Annotated in this window: 17 protein-coding genes and 3 pseudogenes; 12 read left to right on the forward strand and 8 right to left on the reverse strand. The window is 54.4% G+C overall.

Going from position 1 to position 22,528, the window contains the following annotated elements:
* Window positions 1-85: 85 nt before the first annotated feature.
* Entirely contained in the window at window positions 86-964 is an 879-nt protein-coding gene (locus tag ACR3ES_RS04300; protein WP_480424892.1) for a LysR family transcriptional regulator, read from the reverse strand.
* A gap of 240 nt (window positions 965-1,204) precedes the next feature.
* Here ACR3ES_RS04300 and ACR3ES_RS04305 point away from each other — a divergent pair, with 240 nt between their 5' ends.
* The gene (locus ACR3ES_RS04305; RefSeq protein WP_480424894.1) at window positions 1,205-1,837 is read left to right on the forward strand and encodes a tyrosine-type recombinase/integrase; all 633 of its coding nucleotides are present in this window, start codon (window positions 1,205-1,207) and stop codon (window positions 1,835-1,837) included.
* Between the two features lie 248 nt (window positions 1,838-2,085).
* On the opposite strand, the gene ACR3ES_RS04310 is transcribed toward ACR3ES_RS04305, so the two are convergent.
* The 3 genes from ACR3ES_RS04310 to ACR3ES_RS04320 form a co-directional block, all read right to left on the reverse strand.
* Window positions 2,086-3,624, reverse strand: coding sequence for an ATP-binding protein (locus ACR3ES_RS04310; protein WP_480634692.1), 1,539 nt, complete (start codon window positions 3,622-3,624; stop codon window positions 2,086-2,088).
* A 213-nt stretch (window positions 3,625-3,837) separates the two neighbouring features.
* On the reverse strand, window positions 3,838-4,860 hold the full coding sequence (locus tag ACR3ES_RS04315; RefSeq protein WP_480424897.1) for an SIR2 family protein: 1,023 nt from the start codon (window positions 4,858-4,860) through the stop codon (window positions 3,838-3,840).
* A 309-nt stretch (window positions 4,861-5,169) separates the two neighbouring features.
* A complete protein-coding gene (locus ACR3ES_RS04320; RefSeq protein WP_480434638.1) occupies window positions 5,170-6,555 on the reverse strand; it encodes an IS1182 family transposase in 1,386 nt (461 codons plus the stop codon).
* A gap of 160 nt (window positions 6,556-6,715) precedes the next feature.
* On the opposite strand from ACR3ES_RS04320, the gene ACR3ES_RS04325 reads away from it, so the two are divergent.
* Together ACR3ES_RS04325 and ACR3ES_RS04330 are read left to right on the forward strand one after the other, a co-directional pair.
* Window positions 6,716-7,312: a DUF6088 family protein gene (locus ACR3ES_RS04325; RefSeq protein WP_480424898.1), complete on the forward strand. Its 597-nt coding sequence runs from the start codon at window positions 6,716-6,718 to the stop codon at window positions 7,310-7,312.
* Window positions 7,313-7,314: 2 nt separating this feature from the next.
* Window positions 7,315-8,271 carry a nucleotidyl transferase AbiEii/AbiGii toxin family protein gene (locus tag ACR3ES_RS04330; RefSeq protein WP_480424899.1) on the forward strand — a complete coding sequence of 319 codons (957 nt, stop codon included), beginning with the start codon at window positions 7,315-7,317 and terminating at the stop codon, window positions 8,269-8,271.
* Here ACR3ES_RS04330 and ACR3ES_RS04335 read toward each other — a convergent pair.
* Window positions 8,214-9,330: pseudogene (locus ACR3ES_RS04335) on the reverse strand (IS3 family transposase). The gene ACR3ES_RS04330 and the pseudogene ACR3ES_RS04335 overlap by 58 nt on opposite strands.
* A gap of 17 nt (window positions 9,331-9,347) precedes the next feature.
* On the reverse strand, window positions 9,348-10,070 hold the full coding sequence (locus ACR3ES_RS04340) for a DnaA N-terminal domain-containing protein (protein WP_480424900.1): 723 nt from the start codon (window positions 10,068-10,070) through the stop codon (window positions 9,348-9,350).
* Between the two features lie 373 nt (window positions 10,071-10,443).
* Here ACR3ES_RS04340 and ACR3ES_RS04345 point away from each other — a divergent pair, with 373 nt between their 5' ends.
* Window positions 10,444-11,754, forward strand: a complete 1,311-nt coding sequence (locus ACR3ES_RS04345) for an AAA family ATPase (protein WP_170474763.1) — start codon at window positions 10,444-10,446, stop codon at window positions 11,752-11,754.
* Window positions 11,751-12,803 (forward strand): ParB N-terminal domain-containing protein, encoded by a 1,053-nt coding sequence (locus ACR3ES_RS04350; protein ID WP_480424902.1) that lies wholly within the window; start codon window positions 11,751-11,753, stop codon window positions 12,801-12,803. The genes ACR3ES_RS04345 and ACR3ES_RS04350 overlap by 4 nt, the downstream gene beginning before the upstream one ends.
* Window positions 12,804-12,887: 84 nt before the next feature.
* Here ACR3ES_RS04350 and ACR3ES_RS04355 read toward each other — a convergent pair whose 3' ends face one another.
* Window positions 12,888-13,943: a tyrosine-type recombinase/integrase gene (locus ACR3ES_RS04355; protein WP_480424903.1), complete on the reverse strand. Its 1,056-nt coding sequence runs from the start codon at window positions 13,941-13,943 to the stop codon at window positions 12,888-12,890.
* A gap of 206 nt (window positions 13,944-14,149) precedes the next feature.
* Between ACR3ES_RS04355 and ACR3ES_RS04360 the strand changes: the two are divergent.
* The 7 genes and pseudogenes from ACR3ES_RS04360 to ACR3ES_RS04390 form a co-directional block, all read left to right on the forward strand.
* Window positions 14,150-14,473, forward strand: a pseudogene (locus ACR3ES_RS04360) (integrase core domain-containing protein); the annotation flags it as partial.
* Window positions 14,474-14,610: 137 nt separating this feature from the next.
* Complete coding sequence (locus ACR3ES_RS04365; RefSeq protein WP_480424905.1) at window positions 14,611-14,862, forward strand: hypothetical protein; 252 nt, start codon at window positions 14,611-14,613, stop codon at window positions 14,860-14,862.
* Between the two features lie 184 nt (window positions 14,863-15,046).
* Window positions 15,047-15,313: a hypothetical protein gene (locus tag ACR3ES_RS04370; protein ID WP_480424906.1), complete on the forward strand. Its 267-nt coding sequence runs from the start codon at window positions 15,047-15,049 to the stop codon at window positions 15,311-15,313.
* Between the two features lie 344 nt (window positions 15,314-15,657).
* Window positions 15,658-17,226, forward strand: coding sequence for a hypothetical protein (locus tag ACR3ES_RS04375; protein ID WP_480634693.1), 1,569 nt, complete (start codon window positions 15,658-15,660; stop codon window positions 17,224-17,226).
* The gene (locus tag ACR3ES_RS04380; protein WP_480634767.1) at window positions 17,223-19,067 is read left to right on the forward strand and encodes an autotransporter family protein; all 1,845 of its coding nucleotides are present in this window, start codon (window positions 17,223-17,225) and stop codon (window positions 19,065-19,067) included. Before ACR3ES_RS04375 ends, ACR3ES_RS04380 begins: the two co-directional genes overlap by 4 nt.
* Before the next feature lie 473 nt (window positions 19,068-19,540).
* Complete coding sequence (locus ACR3ES_RS04385) at window positions 19,541-21,685, forward strand: S8 family peptidase (protein ID WP_480479730.1); 2,145 nt, start codon at window positions 19,541-19,543, stop codon at window positions 21,683-21,685.
* Window positions 21,686-21,744: 59 nt separating this feature from the next.
* On the forward strand, window positions 21,745-22,029 hold the full coding sequence (locus ACR3ES_RS04390) for a hypothetical protein (protein WP_480474240.1): 285 nt from the start codon (window positions 21,745-21,747) through the stop codon (window positions 22,027-22,029).
* Window positions 22,030-22,214: 185 nt separating this feature from the next.
* Here the strand turns inward: ACR3ES_RS04390 and ACR3ES_RS04395 are convergent.
* A pseudogene (locus ACR3ES_RS04395) lies at window positions 22,215-22,313 on the reverse strand (transposase domain-containing protein); the annotation flags it as partial.
* Window positions 22,314-22,528 lie beyond the last annotated feature (215 nt).

Below are 22,528 nucleotides of genomic sequence, written 5' to 3' on the forward strand. Positions count from 1 at the left end.
CCATGTGCGTGTCACCAAAGGTTCACACAAAGAGAGTATTCATACAAATTATCATTATTTATCTATGGTGATAGATTTTTTGGAACTATTTGGGGTGAGACATATGCCACGTGGTTGCGACGTCACGGGCGATTTCCGCACTGTTTTCAATAAGAAAGCTTCGTGGTTCAGCAAGGTATGACGCCGTGAATTCCAATGGGGGTGGGACGAATCCAGGGTCAAACTCTTCGACTTCGTTTGCCTTTAGGTAGGGAACTGCAAGTATCCGCGGGTGTGGTCCAACTGCGATTCCCGCTGCAATCATTCTAAGACTTGCCGACAAAGACGCTGAGGTAAAAACGCGAGACTTGGGCCCTACCCGTCTTGCCAATTCCGAAGTCAATTCACGGTATGGCCTGGTCTGACTTGAATATGAGATGATCGGTATCTCGGCCAGATCAACCTCACCCAAATTCTTAGACTTATACCAATGAAGATCGAATGCTGGCAGAGCAACATTTTTGACCGAATACTCAGAGACCGGCCCCATCAAGAACGCCAGGTCGAGACGGCGCTCCAGAATTGCCGCGCGGAGATTGAGTGAAATGTCTACTGTGAGGTCAATATTCACTCTGGGAAACTGCGCACTGAATGCCTGAATGAAGGACGGTAACCATGCTTGCGCGATCGTCTCTGAAGCTCCCAGCCTGAATAGGCCTTCTGTCTCAGCTGGATTGGCAACACGGTTTTTGATTTCTTCTTCGACATAGAGAAGTTGCTCAGCATAGCCCAAAAGTTGTTGGCCCTTCTTAGTGAGTACAAGCTCGCCCGGCCCACGTTCGAAAAGCTTGGCTTCTAGTTCGTCTTCTAGATTGGAAATACGTGTCGATACCGCTGGCTGTGACAGATGCAGACGGTCTGAGGCTCTGCGGAAGCCGCCCAAGCGGGCAACCCAAAGGAAAGTACGAAGTTGTTCGAAGGTCATGGCTATTCAAAACACTTATCGGATTGCACTTCAATCGATCACTTATCCATTGATTGGAGCGAGCTTCTAAATCGGCCTTGTTGAACATTGAAACCAGAAATGCGGCCATTCATAGTTTGCACAGCATTGTCGAAATCGACTCTCTGCCGATCTCGCAGGCAGTGCATCGATCGCGTGGTATGGTGCCTCGTCAACGTCGGGTTGTCGGTGTGGAGGGCATGGCGGATCGGAGGATCAGTCATGGAAACACCAAACTTACCGGCCATTCGCGCGCTTCGTCCAGCCTGGAACAAAGGACGTATCGTTGGCCAGAAACGGCCGCTGAAGCCAAAGCATGTCTGGGCAATCCGTGTTCGACTTGAATTGGCAGAAAATCATCGCGACCTCGCATTTTTCAACATGGCGATCGACAGCAAGCTGAGAGGTTGCGACCTAGTGAAGATGAAAGTCGTCGACGTTATGGCATCTGGCCAGATCAAAGAACGGGCTTCCGTGTTGCAAAGCAAAACGCAGAAACCGGTGCGTTTTGAAATATCCGAAGGCACAAGAACCTCGGTCGAGAAGTGGATGGAGGATGAACTCATGGTCGGCTCGGAGTACCTTTGGCCGGGTCGCTTCCATGAGCGTCTTCATATCTCGACACGCCAATATGCACGGATCGTCCAAGATTGGGTCACATCGATCGGTCTAGAAGCCAGCGCATATGGGACGCATTCAATGAGGCGAACAAAGGTGACCCAGATCTACAAAAAGACCGGCAACTTGCGGGCGGTTCAGCTTCTGCTTGGACACACCAAAATGGACAGCACGGTCCGGTATCTAGGCGTCGAACTTGAGGACGCGCTAGCAATCGCCGAGGCCATTGAAATCTGATAAATTCGGGCCGTCTTCCAAGGCGGCCCAAAGCCGACATTCACCAACCAATAATCGATTTGGCGGTAGCAGCACGCATTGCCGTAATTCGTCGCGAATGCGAAACCCGATGACTTTTGGAGATCCGCAATGCAAGACGAAACTGTCATGTGCTCGAGCAGGACCTACCGTCGCTTTGCTGTCCGGCGAACCATTTGTGCTTTTCCCAAATAGCATTTCAACTCGTCTCATCCTTCTTGCCAGTATTCTCAGTTCATGCTCTGTCGCCGCCAAGAACGGATGGAGTTAGGAGTGTCTGATTTTGGCTCGGCATCATTCCACCGATCCCAGAAGGCAACAGTCTGGCTGTCTGGCTTCATCTTGGGTTCAGCTATGCGAACACGCGTTGGCAGAAGGCTCGCGTCGCCGACAACCAGCGCTTCACCGATATCCAAGACAGGCAATAGGTCACCAAAACTTCCAAGGCTGTCAGGAAGAAGACGTTTTATCACGCTCTGATCGTCACCATTGGTCAAACGCATGGCAACAACATTGTTGCATTGGCTCAAAACAGTCCGGTTCACTTCGGATGGCCGCTGGCTGATAACCACAAGGCCTATACCATATTTCCGGCCCTCTTTTGCGATCCGCTCAAAAATCTCAACGGCAACAGCGTCAGAGCTGTCGGCATTCATCCGTTCTGGTATGTACAGATGGGCCTCATCACACATGATTGCGATAGGATGCCGCTGGTCAGATTTCGTCCAGAGGCTCGTAGAGAAAATAATTTGAGCCAAGAGACTTACCATCAAGGGCAGTACATCAGATGGCACTTCTGAAAAGTCTATAATCTTGATGCCGCCTTCATCGCCATCCTGAGCCCCGCGACCGGTTGAAATAGCATGAACCATTCGTTCCAGCCACTCCATGTCCATGCATTCGTTGGGAGGCTGAAACAGGAATGCCAGACGACGGTCATGCCTTTTTGCTTCTAGGCGACCGATCAACCTGCTCAGCTTGCCATGATAGGGGCCCTGCTTTTCGCCCCTCGCGCCTAGCACCATTTCTTCATCGAGGTCTTTAAGGTTCTGCAGCACTGAATTGATGTCGAAAGGCACCGGGCTGTCGATCGTGAAATTCTCCAATATTTCTTTATGCTTGACCGGATCTAGGGTGCTCTTTTTTGCGTCGACGATAGTGCGCGTCATGATCATCGATTGGTTTGGTGCGTTCTGGTCACTGCGGTCAACGAACATGGACACCAGCGCCTCATAGCCCAACAACCAGTATGGCAGATGCAATACCCCGTCATCCAAGCCGCGCTTGTGCTCGATGTCTGAAGGCCCCGCAATCCTCAGGTGCTTGAACGCCTCGCCTTTCAGCGGTCGATACTCACCATGGATATCGAACAAGACCACATTCGCCTGTGGCAGTTCCGCGATCTGATCCATCAATCGAGCCGTAGTCCAGGACTTGCCCGATCCAGTGCTCCCGACGATCACCGCGTGGCGTTGGAACAGCTTGTTGCCATTCAAATAGGCAATAGCCTCGTCATCAAGCGTGAAGTTTCCCAAAGACAGCTTTGGGCCGTCCGTTTTCACGTTGGAAATGACCTGCATGAAATTGGTGAGGCGTTCGCCCTCCAGAGAGAAGCAATTGGCGTCGATTTCCGGCACGGTTTCTAGCGTACGGCGGAAAACGTTCTCATCTTCCCCTACTTTGTCGAGCAAAGTGCCGATAAGTGTGATCTTGACGAGGTTGTTCTCGTTCGGGATCAACTCTTCGTCGGCCAACTCAGCCTCGTCCAAATCGCGGTTGTCGGGTTTCCTGGTGATCCGCACCACCACACCGATCAAGTGTTGCCCAGGTTTGCTGCTTTGGAGAACCACCAAACGGTTCACCTGAAGACGCTTGAGCCGGTCGAGGTCATCGACGCGGATAGTCGCTGCGGCGGTATCTACTGAAATCACGCTTCCAAGGGCTTCATTGTCTGCGAAATCGAAAATGGACATGTGCATTACCTAGAGGACTAAATTGTTGAAACCTGAAAGCGACCACAAATCAGCAGTCGCTACCTCGACACCATCGGGTGCCTCAGGACGGTAGACCAAGCTTCCGGCACCGGACATCTCGATTCCCATGTAGTTCGCGCCGGCTTTGCTCTTGAGAAAGTCTTTGGCCTCATCGGTTAGCGTTCTGGCTAGCACAACGATTGGCACGTTTTTTTCCCGACATCGCTCGATGATTTTTGGGTGGATGTGTAGATCGCGGAAGCCAAATCCAATACAAAGAAACGCAGACGCTGTCTTCAGTGCGTCATCTGCACCATTAATTATCGTTCGGAACGGGTCTTGGGAGGTTGTCTCATATTTGTTGAACCCAGGGGTAACGATCAGAGGAGCGTATTCGGCTGGTGGCAATTCAAAAACCGGCAGTCCGACGGTTCGCTCATCTGCAGTGCGGAACCAGTCTAGCGAGCCATGGACCTTCCAGATCTTGACGACCCGCGAAGCTTTAGCCCCATGCCGGAATTTGACGCCGCCGGTGCTTTCCCACTTCTGGACATAGCCTGGAGCGAAGCCGGTCTGAAAAAGCACCCCTTTGGAATTGCAAGCAAACTCTGCAACACGATCATAGTTGGTGGTGACAACATGGATCTCATTCAACGTGCTGTTGAACATCCCGGACAGTAGATGCCCAAGGGCGAACTCCTGGCCATTTGACGCCGCAAGGCTCAAGAGCGCTGTATCCTTCTCGTTGACACATTGCCAAGTCAAACTGACAATCTTCGCGAGCAGGGTATCTGGCAAAGCCTTGCCCTCCAACGCAGCTTCAAGATGATCACCGTTTTCCAAGGCCGTCCGGACCAACAACCAAGCGTCCTCTTCGGCTTGGCCCACTGTTTCCAGCTTGTCACACAGGTAGTCGCTCAGTGCTCCCATACTTGGCAATCCATGTGGCATAGAGGCGCCACTTCCAAGGACAATTGTCGGGGATCCTTGGAAACAGGTTTGCGCAAACTTGGCGATGTCTTCTGTCTTCATTTCGTTTGGGACGCTCCCCTTGAGTGGGTATCAATGATCTGAATGAAAAAGCCCGTCGTCCGACGCTAAACAGACCCCATTGGAAATCAACCTTAATATGCAATTGCCAACAGGAAACAATCCTGGATTTACAGCCAGAAAGAACGACCATAAGCAACTAGTATCACCGTATTAAACGGCTGCTTCTTGTCGCGGCCTTGGTTTTCACGCTGATGCAGCGAATGGCGGCTTCCCGCCGATTCTGTTGAAAAACAACGTGTTGCAGTCGCAGAATGGGGTGACCTGAGCACGGCACGAGCGCCTTTCTGGTCAGGCGTTTCGCGTTTGCTGCGGTGCGGGAAAGATTTTCGCCAATTTGCGGAGGTTCTGGGCGGTGGCGGCGAGGAGGAATTCGTCATTTGCGCCGCACGGTCCACGTAATCGGAGCCGTCCAAGGCCTAGGATGCGCTTGAGGTGGGCGAAGAGCATCTCAACTTTCTTTCTGAGCTTCATCGCAATCTGGTACTCTTCAGTTTTGGCCAGATCTCTGGCGACCTGGCGCGCATCTTCGTGCTCTTCGCGGGTGATTTTGCGTGCATCAGCGTTGGGGCAGCATCTTTGTTTGGACGGACATACCTGGCAGACTTCTTTCAAGGCGCGATAGCGGGCTGTGCCCTTGCCCGACGGCCCCCGGTTTGGATCAGAGTAATTCCGGCGGAACTGTTTAAGCGCGTGACCCTCTGGGCAGATATATTGATCATGCTCAGCGTCCCATTCGAAGTCTGTGCGTGTCCAGGTGCCGTCGGGGCGTCCGGCCTTGTCGATGACCGGGATGTAAGGATCGATCTTGCGATCCACGAGCCAGCCGAGCATCGGGCCTGAGCCGTAGGCGGTATCGGCGATCATCCAGTCGGGGACGAGGTCGAACTTGTCCTTCACCCGGTCCAGCATCGTCTTTGTCGACCCCACTTCGGCTTGCCGGATGGATCTGGTCGCTTCCACATCCACAATCACGCTGTGATCTGTATCAACGAGGTAGTTATCAGAGTAAGCAAAGAAGGCTGGTGCCTTGTGCGCCGCTGTCCATTGGCTGGCAGGGTCCGAATATGAAATGAACTTAGGCTTGACTGGCGAGGCAGCACCAAACGCGGCCTCATCCAGGGTTTCCAGATATTCCCGAACAGCGCGCGGTGCGGTCTTGGCATCGATCTGTGCAGCATCCCATTCTTCTTGTGACGCTGAATACTGCTTGGTCGCTTCTGCCTCAATCAAGCTGGCATCAATCGCCATACGCTGGCCGCTGACCAAACCTTCTGCGATGCACCGCGCCACTGTCGTTTCGAACACGTGCCGCAAGAGTTCACTCTCGCGGAACCGACCATGGCGGTTCTTGGAAAAGGTAGAGTGATCCGGCACTCGATCAGTCAGATCGAGGCGACAGAACCAGCGATACGCAAGGTTCAGGTGCACTTCTTCGCACAACCGCCGTTCCGACCGGATGCCAAAGCAATAGCCCACCAGCAGCATGCGGATCAGCAACTCGGGATCGACGGAAGGGCGACCAGTATGACTGTAAAAATCCGCCAAATGACTGCGAATACTACTCAGGTCAACAAATCGATCAATCGACCGCAGCAGATGATTGTCCGGGACATGTTCCTCCAGGGAGAACTCATAGAACAGCTCAGCCTGAGTTTCCTGTTTTGGTCCCATCATCATCCAAACTCCCATTCAATAAGAGAATTGAATCAGCCAGATGGCCTTCGATCAAGACAGAGTTTTTCAACAGAATACGCCCTACTTACAAAAACACCCAGATATTCCCCTAACTTGAATGTCAGAAAAAAGTACTATATTTTCTGACAAGGAGAAAACTATGATCACCTCATCGATTAGACAACGCATCATTGGAAAAGGCCGGGGCGCAATCTTTGCGCCAACCGACTTTCTGGATATTGGCTCCCGCGCAAGCGTGGATCAGGCATTGTCGCGTTTGGCGGAGCAAGGGATGATCCGACGGTTAACGCGTGGGCTTTATGACTATCCGAGAAAGAGCGCCCGATTAGGGCTGTTGTCTCCGTCAGCCGATGACATAGCCAAAGCGATTGCACGCAAAGACAACCAGGTTCTACAGCCCTCCCCTGCCATGGCAGCCAACCAGTTGGGGCTGTCGACCCAAGTGCCGTCTAAGCCGATTTATATGACCGACGGCCCGACCCGCACCAAGAAAGTCGGTCGACAAGTCATCCAGTTCCGGAATGCATCATCCAAAACACTAGTTGGTGCAGGCCAGAAAACAGGCGCCGTATTTCAGGCGTTACGCTATGTTGGCAAAGACCGGGTGGATAGCCGTGTTGTCGACACGCTGGCCCGCAATCTGGATGTTAAGGACCGCGCATTGCTCGCAAAACAAAGTAGATATGTACCGGCCTGGATGCACCCGGTAGTGCAGCAAATCGTGGCGCGGAACTGATCGTGGACCAGTTTGCCAACGATACTCCAAAGAACCGTGAGGAGGCGTTTCAGGAATCGGCCGCAAAGCTTGGTTTGTCCAAAGCAATCGTCGAGAAGGATTTCTGGGTCTGTTGGTCACTGAAACATCTATTCGCCCTGCCCTCTTTTGGCGCTCACATGATCTTCAAGGGCGGGACATCGCTATCCAAGGCCTATGACATCATCCATCGGTTCTCAGAAGACGTGGATCTGTCTCTCGACCGGGCGCAGCTCGGGTTTGAGGGCGAACGTGACCCCGAGCACCCTGCCCTTTCCGGCAAAAAACAAAAGCAACTGCTGCAGGAGCTTCAGGATACGGCCACTAGGGTAGTCTCAGGTCCGCTGTTGAAAGAAACCGAGGTCAAGTTTGGCGCCGCGCTGGATCAGCATTTTTCCCTGTCAGTCGATCCAAATGATGCCCAAACCTTGCTTTTCGCCTATCCATCGGAGACCAGTGCGGCCAGCGGCTACATCCAACCGGTGGTACGGTTCGAATTTGGCGCCCGTGGGGTTCACCTTCCAGCCGAGTCCCGCAGTATATCGCCTTATGTGCATCAGGCCTTTCCAGACCTGTTGGGGGCGGGCGACGTTGATGTGAAGGTCTTGGGTGTTGAACGCACATTCTGGGAAAAAGCCACGATCCTGCATATGCTCTATCATCAAGACATCACCAAACCTCTGGCTGACCGTATGTCGCGCCACTATTACGACATGGCTCAGTTGATCACGCACGAGTCCCGTTCTTGCGCTATCGAACAGATCGACTTGCTGGATCAGGTTGCACACCATAAGTCCGTCTTCTTCAAAGCGGCTTGGGCTAACTACGAGAATGCCAGGCCTGGATCTCTAAGATTGCTACCAAACCCTGTCCAGCCCCAATTCTATGGGCCAGTTTTGAGCAAGGTTTCTGGAACGGGCGGTCGCATGTTTAGAGCCTGATGGGGTCTGACACGATTGTACTGTCTAAGCCAGGTATTGATGACGATCTGAGCCTGTTTGGTGGTGTGGAACCATTCTGCGTTGAGGACTTCCCGGCGCAGAGTGCCATTGAAGCGCTCGTTGTATCCATTCTCCCAAGGTGATCCCGGGTAGATTTGGATCGGCTTAATGCCCACCTTTCTTAACCAGGTCTGCAGGGCCGTTGCGATGAACTCCGCGCCGTTGTCGGAACGGATGTGTTCGGGCTTCCCGTGCCGCAATAAGAGTGGGTAGAGCGCATCCAGCACGTCTGCGCTGTTCATCTTCGGCTTGACCGCTACGCAGAGCGCCTCACGGGTATACTCATCCAGCACCGTCAGCATCTTGTAGCTCTGTCCGTTGCTCAGCTTGTCGTGGACAAAGTCAATGCTCCAGATGTGATTGGGATGTTGCGGTCGGAGCCGGATGATCGAGCTGTCCTTGTGGTACAGCCGTTTGCGTTTCTTGTGCCGTTGTGGGAGCTGCAAGCCTTCTTCGCGCCATAGTCGTTCGATCTTTTATGATTGACTGCCCAGCCTTCGACACGCAGCAGCTCGGCGACCTTGCGGTAGCCGTAGCGCCCATACCGTTTGGCCAATCGGATCATCGCCAGACGTAACGCCTCATCATCCTTTGGCGCTGCGCGGTATTGCAGCGTGCTCCGCGCCAATCCAATCACGCGACAGGTGCGCCGTTCAGAGGTTGCCAGCTTTTGTCGGGTGTGGACCACGGCCTGACGAAGCTGGTCTGCCGTCAGGCCTTTGGCTTTAGATAATCAAGGCTCTCCTTGAGAATGAGTTTGTCCAGTTCAAGCTCAGCCACGATTTTCTTGAGCCGATCATTCTCTTTCTGCAGCGCCTTCAGATTGGCCATCTCAGATCGTCCCATCCCACCAAACCGCTTGCGCCATGTGTAATAGGTCGCATCACTGACACCAGCCGTTCTGCACGCCGTCGCGACATCCGAACCAGATGCCAGGCCCAGCTCAATCTCGCGCAAAAGCCGCAGAATATCTTCGTCCGAATACCGTTTCCGCGCCATCAATCCCGTCTCCAAAACTAAGCCAACTGTGGCACAGTTTTAGGGGGCCAAGACAACACTTTATGAATTCGCCCAAACTCGAGCTGGATCGCTCCAAGCAAAGGTTTCAAATGGTGAGACTGAATATATTGCGCGATGAACTTGCTGGGTGCGTGCAAGGTGATCGTTTGATCTTGCGTTTCAACAAATTTGAGTTCGCGATACCAGCTTTCAAACAATAATGCTTCAGATTCTGATAGGCGCCGAAGCGCCCTGCCCCACGGGTCCTGAAGGTCTTGTCCTTCATGTTCAACAGCTGCAGGTCTTTCTTGGCCAAACTGAACATGAACAACCTTTTCGGTTGATTTTGGGCTTTGTGTCTCCATGCGCGATACAAAATCAGAACCAACATTTTGCCAAACCGGTTCGCTCAGGCGATAAATTTCTGCGTAGTTGAGTCGATACGCTGCAACGCGGCCTCTAACCCCAGGCCTAAGCTGGAGAAGAATATTAGAATCCGTCAATCGCTTTATCTCTCGCTTGACGGTTCGTTCGTCCACGGACCAGAGGCGGGCCATTTCTTTTTGCCCGACCGTTAGCTCATCAGTGCGCCAGTTGTATCGGGCCGTTATCAACGCAATGAGCCGCATCATCGAACATTGAAAGCCGGGTGTGCCATTCAATCCTGCAACAGAGATTGCAGTCAAAAGATCGTACTTCTGAGAACCGGCCTGATATCCTGTAAATCGTTTTATTTCCATTTTGATACTGCCACTGTGCCTCGAGCGGATCGGTTTCGCTGACCGATTCCATCAATTGGGTTCAGTGTGATGAAATCCCGTAGTTTGTCAACGGGATTTGAAAAACAGGATGGCCGCCTCTTTCTTCAAAATCAAAAGAAAATTCGGTTAATAGGATATGGGTGACACTCTACTGTCACCCTAATGGGGGTCGAGTGTCACCATATATCTGGTAATTGATCGCTGCCTGTCACCAAAACATAGCTTCGCTTTCGAAATACCTCCCGTTTTTACAGAGTCGGAGGCGAAAAAGCGGAAATTCCATTCTTTACGTTTTGCAGTTTTCGAAAATCGCGTTATTAGAAGGTATTCGTGATATAACAAGAGCAGCACCATGCGTGACCACACCGACCTTCAAGCTATGAACGAACGAAGCCTGGCTCAACAGGCTGCCGTCCGCCGCGCTACTTTCTCGCCCGCTGACGAGAAAGTGCTTCGACCATTCTCGATCTGGGAAATTAGCCAGTTCATGTTTGATGTCCCGGCGGACACCTTGAGAAAGAAGTTGGCAGAAGACCCGTCTCTTCCGCAAGGGGCGACTGAAGATGATGGGCGGCAAAGATGGTTTTCTCTGGCTGAGATAAATGAGTTGAGACGGCGCCTGAGATTTAGAGGTAAAAGCCTTCTGCCTCAAAGGCCGGCAGGCCGGGCTATGAGGGTAGCGGTTTCGAACTTTAAGGGTGGTGTCGGCAAAACTGTCGTTGCCCAGCACTTGGCGAATGCGGCCGCGCTTGATGGTTACCGTGTTCTGGTGGTGGATTTCGACCCCCAGGCGACACTCACGCATTCAATGGGTCTGGCTGAAGTTAGAGAGTGGAATACTGTCTGGGGCATTATGTGCCGCGATCTCTGCCGTGAGGCGAACCGGATCGCGGACGAATATGATGATCCCGCAGATTGCCCCTACCCTACTGCCGACGAATTGCCTGAAGATGTTCAGTCGATTGGCGCGCAACGTGTACAAGACTTCATTCAAAGAACTTCATGGTCGACGATCGACATCATCCCGAGCTGTGCGAACGCGGCCTTCGTTGAATTTGCGTCCGCTCAGTACAGGTCCATTCACAAGGCGTGGAGTTTTTTTGGATGCGTAGCAAGATATCTCGATGAGTTGCCTGATGACCAATATGATTTGATTGTTTTCGATTGCCCGCCGGCAATTGGATACCAGTCTTTGAATGCGGCCTTTGCTGCTGACATTCTCTATATTCCGTCTGGTCCTGGCTATTGGGAGTATGACAGTACAACGAGTTATCTTGGTCAGCTTGGCGATGCCTTGGAAGACATAACCAGCGGGTTCGAACGTATTGCAAAGGATGCCGGAATTACTCTTCCTAAACGGTTCGATGATATACGCGTTCTCATGACTCGCTTCGAGGCTAGCAACTCTTTGCATGTCGCGATGATGGACGCTTTTAAAAATGTCTTCGGAGCCGACGTCTGTCAAAATCCTATCGAAATGACGCGTGCCGTCGAGCAGTCAGGCAGATTCCAGATGTCTGTTTACGAGCAAGACTACAGACAGATGACTCGAGACACATGGAAACGGGCACGTCAGTCCTTTGATAGTGCATACAGCGAATTTAAGGATGTTGTCCTACGGGCCTGGGAGGCACGTACTAAAGTTGAGGAGCGGGTAGAATGAGCGGTAATAAGTTTGGCTTCACTCCGATTGATGAAGATGACCTCAAGAAAACACGCCGCCGCGAAGTGGGCCCGATGGGGGCTGCGGTGCGCGAGACAGCAAACAGCTTAAATGAAAGCACTGAGAACCGTGTCGAACAGCGACGGCAAAATGCCTCCGATGCCAAGGAGTATCGTAGAGCTCGTGACGAAGGGCGAGTCTTGGTTGCGGTAGGCATCAATGAAATCCATACGACAGATCTGCCAAGAGATCGCTTGGATCTCTCGGCCGTCGCAAGTTCCGATGAGATGGATGAACTCAAGGCTTCAATTCAGGAACGTGGCCAGAAGGAGCCCATAGAACTTTACAAAGATTCAGATGGTCGCTTCCAGCTCAAAAAAGGTTGGAGACGAGTAACTGCTCTTAAGCAGCTTTATGAAGAGACTGGTGATGAACGGTTTGCCAGTGTTACAGCGCGAGTTGCCGAATCCCAGAGCGATCGCATCGACCTCTACATTGACATGGTTGAGGAGAACGTTGTTCGGGAGGACCTGACTTTTGCTGAGATGGCGCAAGTCGCAATTCTTGCTGCCAAAGATTCAGAGTTGGGGGCTGGGGATGCAGAAGCTTTGGTCGGAAGGCTGTACTCATCTTTGCACAAGATGAAACGCTCTTACATTCGCAGCTTTGTTTATCTGCTCAATGAACTTGAGGGTGCGTTGCTGTTTCCAAAGAGTGTCTCCAGAAACCTTGGCGTTGAGGTTGCGCGTAAACTTCGAGCGTCATCGGGTTCAGCTGCTGGGTTAAGAGATGTGTTGGTGCGCGCATCCACAGCCGGTGAGCAAAATGAGGCGCTGGATGCCTTCTTGGCAGATACTGATGCTGAACCGGGTAGTGGCAAGCGACGTGAGAAAGCCGAGAGCGTGAAGTATGAGTTCCACGTGGGAGGCTCAAAAGTCACTGCGCGAAAAGGAGAGTGCAGGATATTGTCTGGTCAGGACTTTAGTTCGATTGACCGGTCGAAGCTCCAGAGAGCGGTTGAAGCTTTCGAAGCTGTTTTGAACGAGTAGTAACCCGCGGGTTACCCATGCTCAGATTTCTTGATTTCAAAGGCGGTAACCCATGGGTTACCGCCTTCTTCGTTTAGCGCCAGTTCACCCCAACAAGTCCGTCGCCGGGTTGTCGGCGATATCGACGTCGTCATAGTACTTCTGTGCCTGGGCCATGGAGCGGTGCAGGGACAGACGCATGGCAGCCTGGATTGGGGCACCATCCAGCGCGGCTTGGGTCAGAAAGCCCGAGCGCAGCCCGTGTGGCGAGGCAAACCCTTCGGGCAGGCCCGCCAGTTTCAATCGGTGCCGGACGATCTGCGCGATGGCATCCGGGCTGAGGCGGCGGTTCAGCACCCGGTCGGCCTTTGAGACGGGGCGGAACAGGGGGCCGTTCCTGATCTCTCCTACTTCGATCCAATGGACCAGCGCTTGTGCCGCGCGCCCCTTGAGCACCAGCCGCGGCGTTTCACCTTTGGTTGTCGTCTTGGTCTCCAGCAGAGAAATCCAAACCAGGCTTTTCTCGTCGAATTCCTTGAGCGAGACGTCGTCAAACATCAACCCGGTGATCTCCGAGCGCCGTCTACCGCCAGAAGCCCAACCCAGCATCAAGATGGCGCGGTCGCGGCAATCCCGCCGGGACCCCCGACAGGTGGCCAGCAACTGCTCGAGAATATCGCGGGTGATCGGATGTTGCGATTTCGGGGCAGGGGGCCGGGCCGCCGCCCGGCGCGCCTTGGACCGGGCCTGTTTGACCTGCGGCGCGTCAAAGGGCGCAGCGAGGTTCTTCATCCGGTGAAAGGCCAGCCAGGAGGCGATGCGCCGGTCCAGCGTCGAGGGGGCAGGGCAGGCGAGGGACTTGCGTAGCCCCTGAGCAATCAGCGCTTCTGCGGTTTCGCGCGCCACATCCGTTTCTGGTGCGTCATTCAGATCGCGGGCGTGATCGAGAAGGAAGGCGAGCGCCGTGGCCTCGCTCTCGGGCCAGCGCAGTGCCAGATCGAACCGGGCCGTCTTCCAGGCGGTGATGTAGAGCAGGTCGCGTTCATAAGCCCGCAATGTGTTGGCCGGGGTGCCGCGGATATAGAGATCGGTCAGCGCCTCCTGATCGGCGGTGGAGAGGGCAGGGGAGGGACCGGGCAAATAGGGCTGAGGCGTCGTCATGGTGGTTATTCTGGGCCGGTTTTGTGGGGAAATCAAACAGTCATGATAAGGGCTACTTATCGAGTATGATTGTCAGTTTCTGATGCTGCTGCTATAATGCTCATAAATAAAAAATAACGCGCATAACGTTCTCAAAGTTTTTATTTTGTTGGGTTGAATGGGCTTACCTTTATCGAGCCATCGATAAATTCGGCAAAACCCTCGACTTCATACTTCGCGGCGCGCCGGTTGATACGTTCAGACAACGGGCCGGAATTTGTCGCCCAGGTTGTCCGAGACTGGATTGCTGCCGTCAGCACCAAGACGGCTTACATAGAACCTGGGAGCTCGTGGGAGAACGGATACTGTAAAAGTTTCAATGGTCGGTTCAGGGATGACCTGCTCAACGGTGAAATCTTCTACAACCTGCGCGAAGCTCAAATTCTGATCGAACAATGCAGGAAACACTACAACACAAGGCGGCCCCACAGTGCTCTGGGCTATCGCCCTAAATAATCATACCGATGGATCAAAGGATGATGATGCACTAACAATCAAATTGGACCAGTCAGATGAGGCTGCTCAGTTAAACAAATCCAAAACACCGCGGACGCTCCGCGAGGGCACGACCGCAAGTCCGGAGTACATTACCACAGCCCCCCACGATTCATGGTCTCCACTGGAAGCTATGTGGATCGCGCGACAGATTGCCATCGAAACAGGCAAAGGCTGTGTCGCCGACGAAAACCAGTTAGGCCGTTTTCCGAAGCGGTTCGGTATTGGAATTTGGTCAGTCGCCGAGTTCACCGAAATTGCCGAAGATCTGACCACGGCGATTTACGAGAATCTTGATGAGGCCATCGACGAGGCAGATCGGCGCGACGATGATTTCGACAATCACCTGCTTGCGAATCTGCGCAAGGTATTTGTTGGATTTTGACTATTCCCAACCGAGCCAACGCGATCCCTGTGAGCCTCTGGAAGGTATCCCGGAAAGTACGTGATTCTAGCCGATGTTGGCAAAGTGGCAATCTAACAGGCGCAGGGCCCACCATAGCTGATGTCTATCCAAATATAGGATTTGGGAATTTCCCTAATGCGGCCAGCGGGTTCTAACATTAGCTATGGAACCAGCTGATTGCCCCTCAGATGTTTGGCTGAAAATCGCCAATATCCACAATAAATTCAGCCTGTTACTTGCAGGCCGGGTGGGTCTGGCGTATCATCGGTTCATCGGTTCATCGGTTCATCGGTTCATCGGTTCATCGGTTCATCGGTTCATCGGTTCATCGGTTCATCGGTTCATCGGTTCATCGGTTCATCGGTTCCCGAAACGCTGCGCCCTGGCGCAGACAGCAGCACCCACCGGTCACATCATCCTTACAGTCTGACACCTGGCCCCGGGCCGGCCATTGCACATGGGGTAACTGGACGTCCAATCACGGTCTCCGGATTGGATGGTCTGGCGCGATCGTTCCCGATGCCCGTGATGCGCGCTTGGCTATTGGTGGTTCGGGGTCTGATGTGGCCTCCTCATAACTTTAACCACGATAAGGACGGATGGCGCGAAAGCACCACGGCCGATCACTGACGTGGTTCGCCTCTGGTCGAGGCTGTCACGACACCTCCGGCCGAAGCCAATCTCAATGCCCGCATTTATGCCGTCTGACGGGCAGGGGCTTCTTCCGATCCTGCTCAAACACGTTGGCAATACCCCGCACAGGAGAGTTTCAAAATGATAAACGAGAATCTGGACATCCAGCCCGCCCTTCGCGCGCTTAACGTTTTGGTTCAGGCTGGCCGATTGACCAAGTTCAAAGGGCGGGTGGCGAGCATTGCGCCAGGCCTTTTGGTCGTGGCCACGGCTGCGGTGTTGTGCTCCGGAGGCGAGGCGCAGGCGGGCTGTTCAGGCACTTCCACCGTCACATGTGACGGGGCGACCCCATACACTAACGGCATCGCCTATAACGCCGGATCGGATGGGCTCACTCTGAATCTCAATAATGCTGACGTCACGAACGACGGCTTTGGGGTGTTTGCGAAAACAACTGCGGAGAACGGAGCCAATATTGCCGTGCAAATGGAGTCCGGTAGGATTGAAACGACTGGCCCAAATGCTATGGCGATTTTTGCGCAGGTCGAGAAGGTGGAGAATAGCGCTAACGTTAATGTGACCGTGAAAGATGGAGCGACTATCACTACAAGCGACAGGCAGGCTCATGGGGTTTTGGCGAGCAATAGGGGTGGCGGCAATGCGCATGTCCTGATGGTGGGTGAGCAAACGAAAATCGCCACTAGTGGGGCAAACGTTCGTGGTGCTGACGGCGCGATCCGGGACGGTAATTCTTACGGGCTATGGGCAAGTATCAGCCAGGTGAATGGCGAGGGGGGCTGGGGCAATGCGACCGCGGAGATGGAGGGTGGCACGATCACCGCGAGTAACGGGTCGCGGGCGTACGCGATTTTTGCGCAGATCAGTAATCAGGATAGCGACGCCACGGCGAAGGCGATCATGAGGGGCGGGGATATCACAACGGAAGGTCACCGTGCCTATGGAATGTTTGTGCAGACCAATGGCACTGGCCTGGCAATCGCAGAAATGAGCGGCGGCACGATCATCACGAAGGCCACCACGGACGAAGCATCTGCTGCTGTTCTAGGGTTTAAACCGGACAATACGTACGGGATTTGGGCGTATATCGAGGCGAATAGGACGATCGACGCAGATAAGGCGGTGGCGCTTGCGAAAATGAGCGGCGGGGAGATCTTAACAAAGAGTAACAATGGCTATGGGATTGTGGCGAGCTCCAACGGCAGTGGCACGGCGAAAGTGGAAGTGACGGGCAACAGCAAGGTCACCACGGAGGGGAAAGATGCCCATGCGGTATTTGCGTGGAGCTATAACAGGGGGAACAAAACGGCGACGGCGGTAGTAGGCAACACAGCTGATATCGAGACTTTCGGTGAAGGAGCCCATGGGGTTTCTGCGATCCACACGGTCTATGGTGCTGCAGAGGTGTATATGTACAGCGGCACGGTTGAAACGCGTGGGAAAGAAGCGCATGGGCTTAACGCGTTTTCAGCAGCCGCGACGGCAAGTATCGATCTGGGCGGCGGCAGTACTGTCGAGGCTTCCGGAGAGGATGCAGACGGGATCCGCGCTGAGAGTGCGACAGACTTTGACATACGCGTCGACGGGTCCGTGACTGGCGGAACTGGCAACGCCGCAGCGATCCGAACGATCTCCCGCTCTGGTCTCCCCGGCGTCAAGGGGAGATTAGGATCCACGCCTTGGCCGATGTGATTGGGGAGGCATCAGGTATTGCGATACAAGACGGGGATAGCAATACGGAGATCACCTCTTCGGGGACAATCACCGGTGATATTCTTCTTGGGGCGGGGGGCGACGAGCTGACGCTGAGAACTGCGTTCGATACGGATCAGAAGAAGTACAACAAGTTTACAGGCGATGTTTATGCCGGTGAGGGCGACGATACAGTCACTATTGAAACCCTAACCCTCGATGAGGGGCGTTATATTCTGGACGGCGGGGTGGGCGGTAGTGATGAGCTGACGTTCAATGGCCCGCCCGATGCCCCGGATGTCCCGCTTGAGGGCCGTATCTATGGCCCGATAGTCATGAAAGCCACGGAGCTCAACCTCACAAACTGGGAAAGTATCACGCTGAATAAGGATATGGAGATCGACGAGAGGTCTGCGTTCCGCGCGACGGGCGGGGCAGGGGATACCCCCACCGTTGTGAGCATTGCAGGGGATGTGATCAATGATGGCTCTGTTGTTTTGAGTGTACAGGACGGGGATGCGGATGATGTGATCACCATTGAGGGGGATTACACCGGATCGGGAACAAGTGTCTTTGCCCTGGATGCAGTTCTCGCTGGCAATGATGCGCACTCCGACAGGCTCGAGATCAAGGGCGACGCGTCGGGCGAGATGATGCTGTCGATTGCGGGCCTGGACAGCGCCGGTGGCGAAGGCACACCGCTTGAGATCGATGTGGTCACTGTTGGCGGAACGTTTAACGGGACCTTCACCCTTGTGGATGGCAACCATGTCACCCCGGACGGGTCGCAAGCGGTTGTCTCGGGCGCCCACCTCTATAGGCTGACCGAGGCGGGGGATGGCCACGGCTGGTCGCTGAGCGCGATGTCCGAGACCGGTGGGAGAAACTATCAACCCTCTGCGCCGATCTATGACAGCTACGGTCAGTCGCTGCTGGCCCTCACTGGCCCCGCGTCGCTGCGCAGCCGGGGCAGCTCACAGGACTTCCGCAGCCTGGCGTGGGACGGGGCAGCGTCGGGTCAAAACAGGGACACCCCGCTGTGGTTCCAGATGGGGACAGAACAGGTCACCTTGTCGGAAGAGCACAGCACAACAGGGGCCGCGCTCGACAGCTCGATCTGGGAGATGGAGATCGGCGCGGATGTTGTCGTGAGCGAGAGCGGGGCGGGGCTGCTTGTGGGTGGGCTGATGTTCTCCTACGCCACGGGGAGTGCGTCGGTGACCTCAGATTTTGGAGATGGTTCGATTGACACCACGGGCCTGGGTCTGGGCCTTTCGGCCACGTGGTATGACACGCGCAGGTTTTATGTCGACGGGCAGGTGACACTGGCGTCCTATACAAGTGACCTGGCCGCTGATGGTCTTGGAACCCTGACCGAAGACAACGGGGGCACGGGCCTTGCGTTGTCGATCGAGGCCGGGCAGCGCTTTGATCTGGGGTCCGGTCTGACGGTGATCCCGCAGGCGCAGCTGAGCCTGTCCTCAGTTGGGTTTGATGACTTTGAGGGTGAGCGCTACGGGGAGCAGGTGACGTTTGAGGATGCGGCCAGCCGGCAGCTGCGGCTTGGGCTTGAGTTTGGTGCGCAGGAACAAGGGGCACACCGCCTTTATGGCATCGTGAACCTGTTCCATGAGTTTGGCGCGGGCAGCGAGGTGGATGTTGCCGGGGCGACCCTGACAACCGAGAGTGAGCCCTGGGCGGTTGGGATCGGTCTTGGCGGCAACTACGCCCTGACCGATCGCGTGGATCTCTTTGGCGAAGCCTCCTATGCCACCGGGCTCAGCACCGCTGGCGACACCAGCGCACTGAGCGCAAACGCAGGCCTCAAAGTCGTGTTCTAGAGAACCAGCGGCGCAAAGCATGGCATGCGCGTGCTGGAACGTCAGCACGCAGGCTCTTTATGGGCCACAATTCTGCTTGCCAGCCTTACAATCTGCACAGGATGTGTCGCGGTCTTCTCATTCCCTCTCCCGAAGATCGCTTAGCAGGTTTGCGCACAGGAAGCTCGCACAATAGAGCACCTTTTCACCAGACCGTGTTGATGAAATGAAAATTTGGCGGGCGCAGGCCGTGTCATAGCCGATGCCTATTCAAGTATAGGATCGGAGTATTTCCCATTGCAGTAACCAAGTCCCAGTATTGGGGAGTAAACGAATGGCTCGCCCACCGAATGATCGATAATAAGCTCGCCCACATCTGCAATACATTCAGTCTGTTACTTGCGAGCCGAGTGGGTCCGACGGTTCTTCAGTATCATAGGCTCGCAGTGGCAAGCCAGTGATTACATTTCAACAGCTAAAGAATGGCAATCATCATGCGCCTGTTTAAGACGTTAGCCCTGCCCACCACGGCCATTGTCACCTTTGCCACCTCCGTCGCGGCGAATATCTACGCAGGCCAACTCGCCTCCTACTCAGATCAACAGGTCTTGAGCTACCTTGTCCGCGAACATGCGCGAGATCCATCGACCTCCGAGGATGCGAAAGAGTACATTATCCTGAACCGACCAGGGATTATGGAGGACTACATCAGTCGAACGTTAGACCGGGTGCCAGCCACCAGAAGAGAGTCCTCTTCGCAGGCAGGCGCCGGGGAAGCTTCCGGACCTGGTTTGATGGTCGGTCTCGGGATCGTCGGAATGGCGGCTGCAATCTCTCTCGCAGACGATGGCGGTAGTGAAGTCTCTGAGACAGGTCCCAGCCCCGGTCCCAACCCAGGCCCCGGCCCCAATCCAGGCCCCGGTCCCAGCCCCACTCCCAGTCCTGACAGACCTGCTGACTTCCGAACCCCGGAATTCAACCGGAACTATGGCCTGTCTCTGATTGGAGCTGATGAAAGATACGCAAAAGGCGGACAAGGAAAAGGTATAAAAATTGCAATCCTGGACAGTGGCATCGATGTGGGCAACCGAGACTTCCTCGGGAAAATTGACTTTCAAAACAGCTACTCGTATTTCGCAAACTCCAGCATCATTTCGGACACTGGCAGCCATGGTACCCACGTTGCCGGCATCGCTGCAGGCAGGAAAGACGGTCGGGGCACACACGGCGTTGCTTTTCGATCTGAGCTTGTCATCTTCAAGGGAATTCCAGGCAACAATACCGAATCCCCAGCTATTCAAGACGTATGGGCTGATGCCATAAACCGTTCAATCGCGGCCGGTGCGCACGTCATGAACAACAGCTGGGTTTATGTCGATGATAAACGAGTCACCATTCCAATCACTAATTTTTCAAGCCGCTCCCAGCTCGAAGCATCTCTTGGACCCGCAACCATCAACGCTCTGAATGCAGCCAAATCTGCTGACCTGATATCTGTAGTTGCTGCAGGAAACCACAGCCTGCCCGAGGTTGCATACACTGCAGGCATTCCAGTCTTACTGCCCGAATACGACGGCTATTTCATCGCCGTCGTCGCAGTGGATGAAGACAAAAAAATAGCGGACTTCAGCCCGGCTTGGTCCTCCAACCGCTGTGGCCTCGCAATGCACTTTTGCCTCGCAGCGCCAGGCGCAGATGTCATTAGCACCAGTAATGGCGGTGGCCTCGCTATCGGTAGCGGAACGTCCCAAGCGGCCCCACACGTCAGCGGAGGATACGCTCTGTTAAAGAGCCAGTGGCCTCACCTGACCGCCCCCGTAATCGCTGAGATTATGTTCGCTGCAGCTGAAGACCTCGGTGAGCCGGGTGTTGACCCGATCTACGGGCAGGGTCTCCTCAATCTGGAACGCGCCATGCTTCCTATGGGTGAGCTTGTTGTCTACCAGGGGAACACCACCGAGAGCGCCGCCATGCCTCTTGCCGAAACCGGCATCGTCGCCAGCGGCGCCCTGGCGCCAGCCCTCAACCAGGCCCTCGCAGGGCAGACCCTGATGGTTGCAGATAAGTATACGCGCGGATTTGAGCTTGCTGCCAGTGCCCTGGTCTCCGAACTCAAGGCGCCAGAACCCCGCCCCACCTTTGTACGGGAAACAAAGGCCAGCGACAGCCTCACACTCATGCGTTCAGATCACGGAACAGGTCTCCGTTTTGATGGGGATGTGTTCTCCTATGAGATAACTCTCGGCGACATAGATCCAGACGCAGATCCATTTGGACAGCTTCTGACAGAAGACTACTCATTCAGGCACAAGTTTGAACTCACACAAGCGCTGGCCCTTATTACTGACCACGCGGTCGGATCATCCACGGGCTCCTTCTCAAGGACCAGCATAGGGCTTGAAGCAAAAGACAAAGATGGGTCAGGCCTTTCTGCCCAGTTCGGCCTCATAGAAGAAAACGGCACAGTCCTTGGATCCCGCTTTATGGGAGCCGCGGGTCAGGGCGGACGCAGCTCTACCTCGTTCTTGGAAATATCCGGATCTGTTGCGGTCGGGCAGGGCACGCTCCTGACGGTATCGGGCACGCAAAGCAGGACAGATTTCAAACAGGCAGGCCTGGTCACTGGCGGCAAAGCCTGACGGGGCGTGCCGGCAGCGTCTCAATCAGCAAGAAACGCTTTCTCGGCAGCCCAGGCACGATGCGCTTGTCGATATCCAGTCCGCTCCAGATCTCCTCTGGTGAGATTTCAATCGATCTCCCCCGGGACAGGGTTGCAGCAGTGGCCGGTCAGGAAAGCACGGGCGTGACAAGAAGCTCTCAAACTGTGCAGATTACATCTTCAGTGCGGCCGATAGATATTGGCCTGACCTATCAGCTTGCTTCAGAAGCCCCCGGACCGGAAATTCTGTTTAACGCGGGATATCGCGCACAAGGCGGTGACCCCAATCCCTACATTGGGTTTGCCCTCAGTCACAGGTTTTGAGCCGCACGGGCAGATGTTTCGGCCACTTCATCTGCCGAGAGAGCTGCGCAGTGCATAGCGCACCAGATGCACGATGCAGGTCTGAACCAGGGCCTCAGGGACGGCGGAGAACAGCAGCCGGTACATGCATTGGGCCGCTGAGATTTCTGCGTCATTTTCAGGATAAAGTGAAGGCGGTGCACCGATTACAGGTCTGTGGCGTAATTCCAGGGCATCAGGCTGCTGATGTTGGACTGTTTATGCCCGTTTGCGATAGCGGTCAGTGTTTGGGTGAGCCAGGCACGGCCATTGGTTAGAACGTAATGCAGGGCGGAACGTCGAACTGATGTGGTTGACTGGGCAACTCGCCCTGACCAGAAGACCATTGCAGACTTCTGGTGCGATAATGGTGCTTGTGGCGACTGTTTGCTCAGGCCGTATTGACAAAGTAACAGTCTGACAGGTGCAGACCCCACCATAGCCTTTTCCTATTCAAATATAGAATCATGGTATTTTCCAA

The organism is Ruegeria sp. B1 (genome assembly GCF_056535885.1).

Bases quoted from the DNA above. Each gene is read 5' to 3' on its own strand.
- ACR3ES_RS04300 (WP_480424892.1), bottom strand. From the start codon at position 964: ATGACCTTCGAACAACTTCGTACTTTCCTTTGGGTTGCCCGCTTGGGC.
- ACR3ES_RS04305 (WP_480424894.1), top strand. From the start codon at position 1,205: ATGGAAACACCAAACTTACCGGCCATTCGCGCGCTTCGTCCAGCCTGG.
- ACR3ES_RS04315 (WP_480424897.1), bottom strand. From the start codon at position 4,860: ATGAAGACAGAAGACATCGCCAAGTTTGCGCAAACCTGTTTCCAAGGA.
- ACR3ES_RS04320 (WP_480434638.1), bottom strand. From the start codon at position 6,555: ATGATGGGACCAAAACAGGAAACTCAGGCTGAGCTGTTCTATGAGTTC.
- ACR3ES_RS04325 (WP_480424898.1), top strand. From the start codon at position 6,716: ATGATCACCTCATCGATTAGACAACGCATCATTGGAAAAGGCCGGGGC.
- ACR3ES_RS04340 (WP_480424900.1), bottom strand. From the start codon at position 10,070: ATGGAAATAAAACGATTTACAGGATATCAGGCCGGTTCTCAGAAGTAC.
- ACR3ES_RS04345 (WP_170474763.1), top strand. From the start codon at position 10,444: ATGCGTGACCACACCGACCTTCAAGCTATGAACGAACGAAGCCTGGCT.
- ACR3ES_RS04350 (WP_480424902.1), top strand. From the start codon at position 11,751: ATGAGCGGTAATAAGTTTGGCTTCACTCCGATTGATGAAGATGACCTC.
- ACR3ES_RS04355 (WP_480424903.1), bottom strand. From the start codon at position 13,943: ATGACGACGCCTCAGCCCTATTTGCCCGGTCCCTCCCCTGCCCTCTCC.
- ACR3ES_RS04365 (WP_480424905.1), top strand. From the start codon at position 14,611: ATGTGGATCGCGCGACAGATTGCCATCGAAACAGGCAAAGGCTGTGTC.
- ACR3ES_RS04370 (WP_480424906.1), top strand. From the start codon at position 15,047: ATGGAACCAGCTGATTGCCCCTCAGATGTTTGGCTGAAAATCGCCAAT.
- ACR3ES_RS04375 (WP_480634693.1), top strand. From the start codon at position 15,658: ATGATAAACGAGAATCTGGACATCCAGCCCGCCCTTCGCGCGCTTAAC.
- ACR3ES_RS04385 (WP_480479730.1), top strand. From the start codon at position 19,541: ATGCGCCTGTTTAAGACGTTAGCCCTGCCCACCACGGCCATTGTCACC.
- ACR3ES_RS04390 (WP_480474240.1), top strand. From the start codon at position 21,745: ATGCGCTTGTCGATATCCAGTCCGCTCCAGATCTCCTCTGGTGAGATT.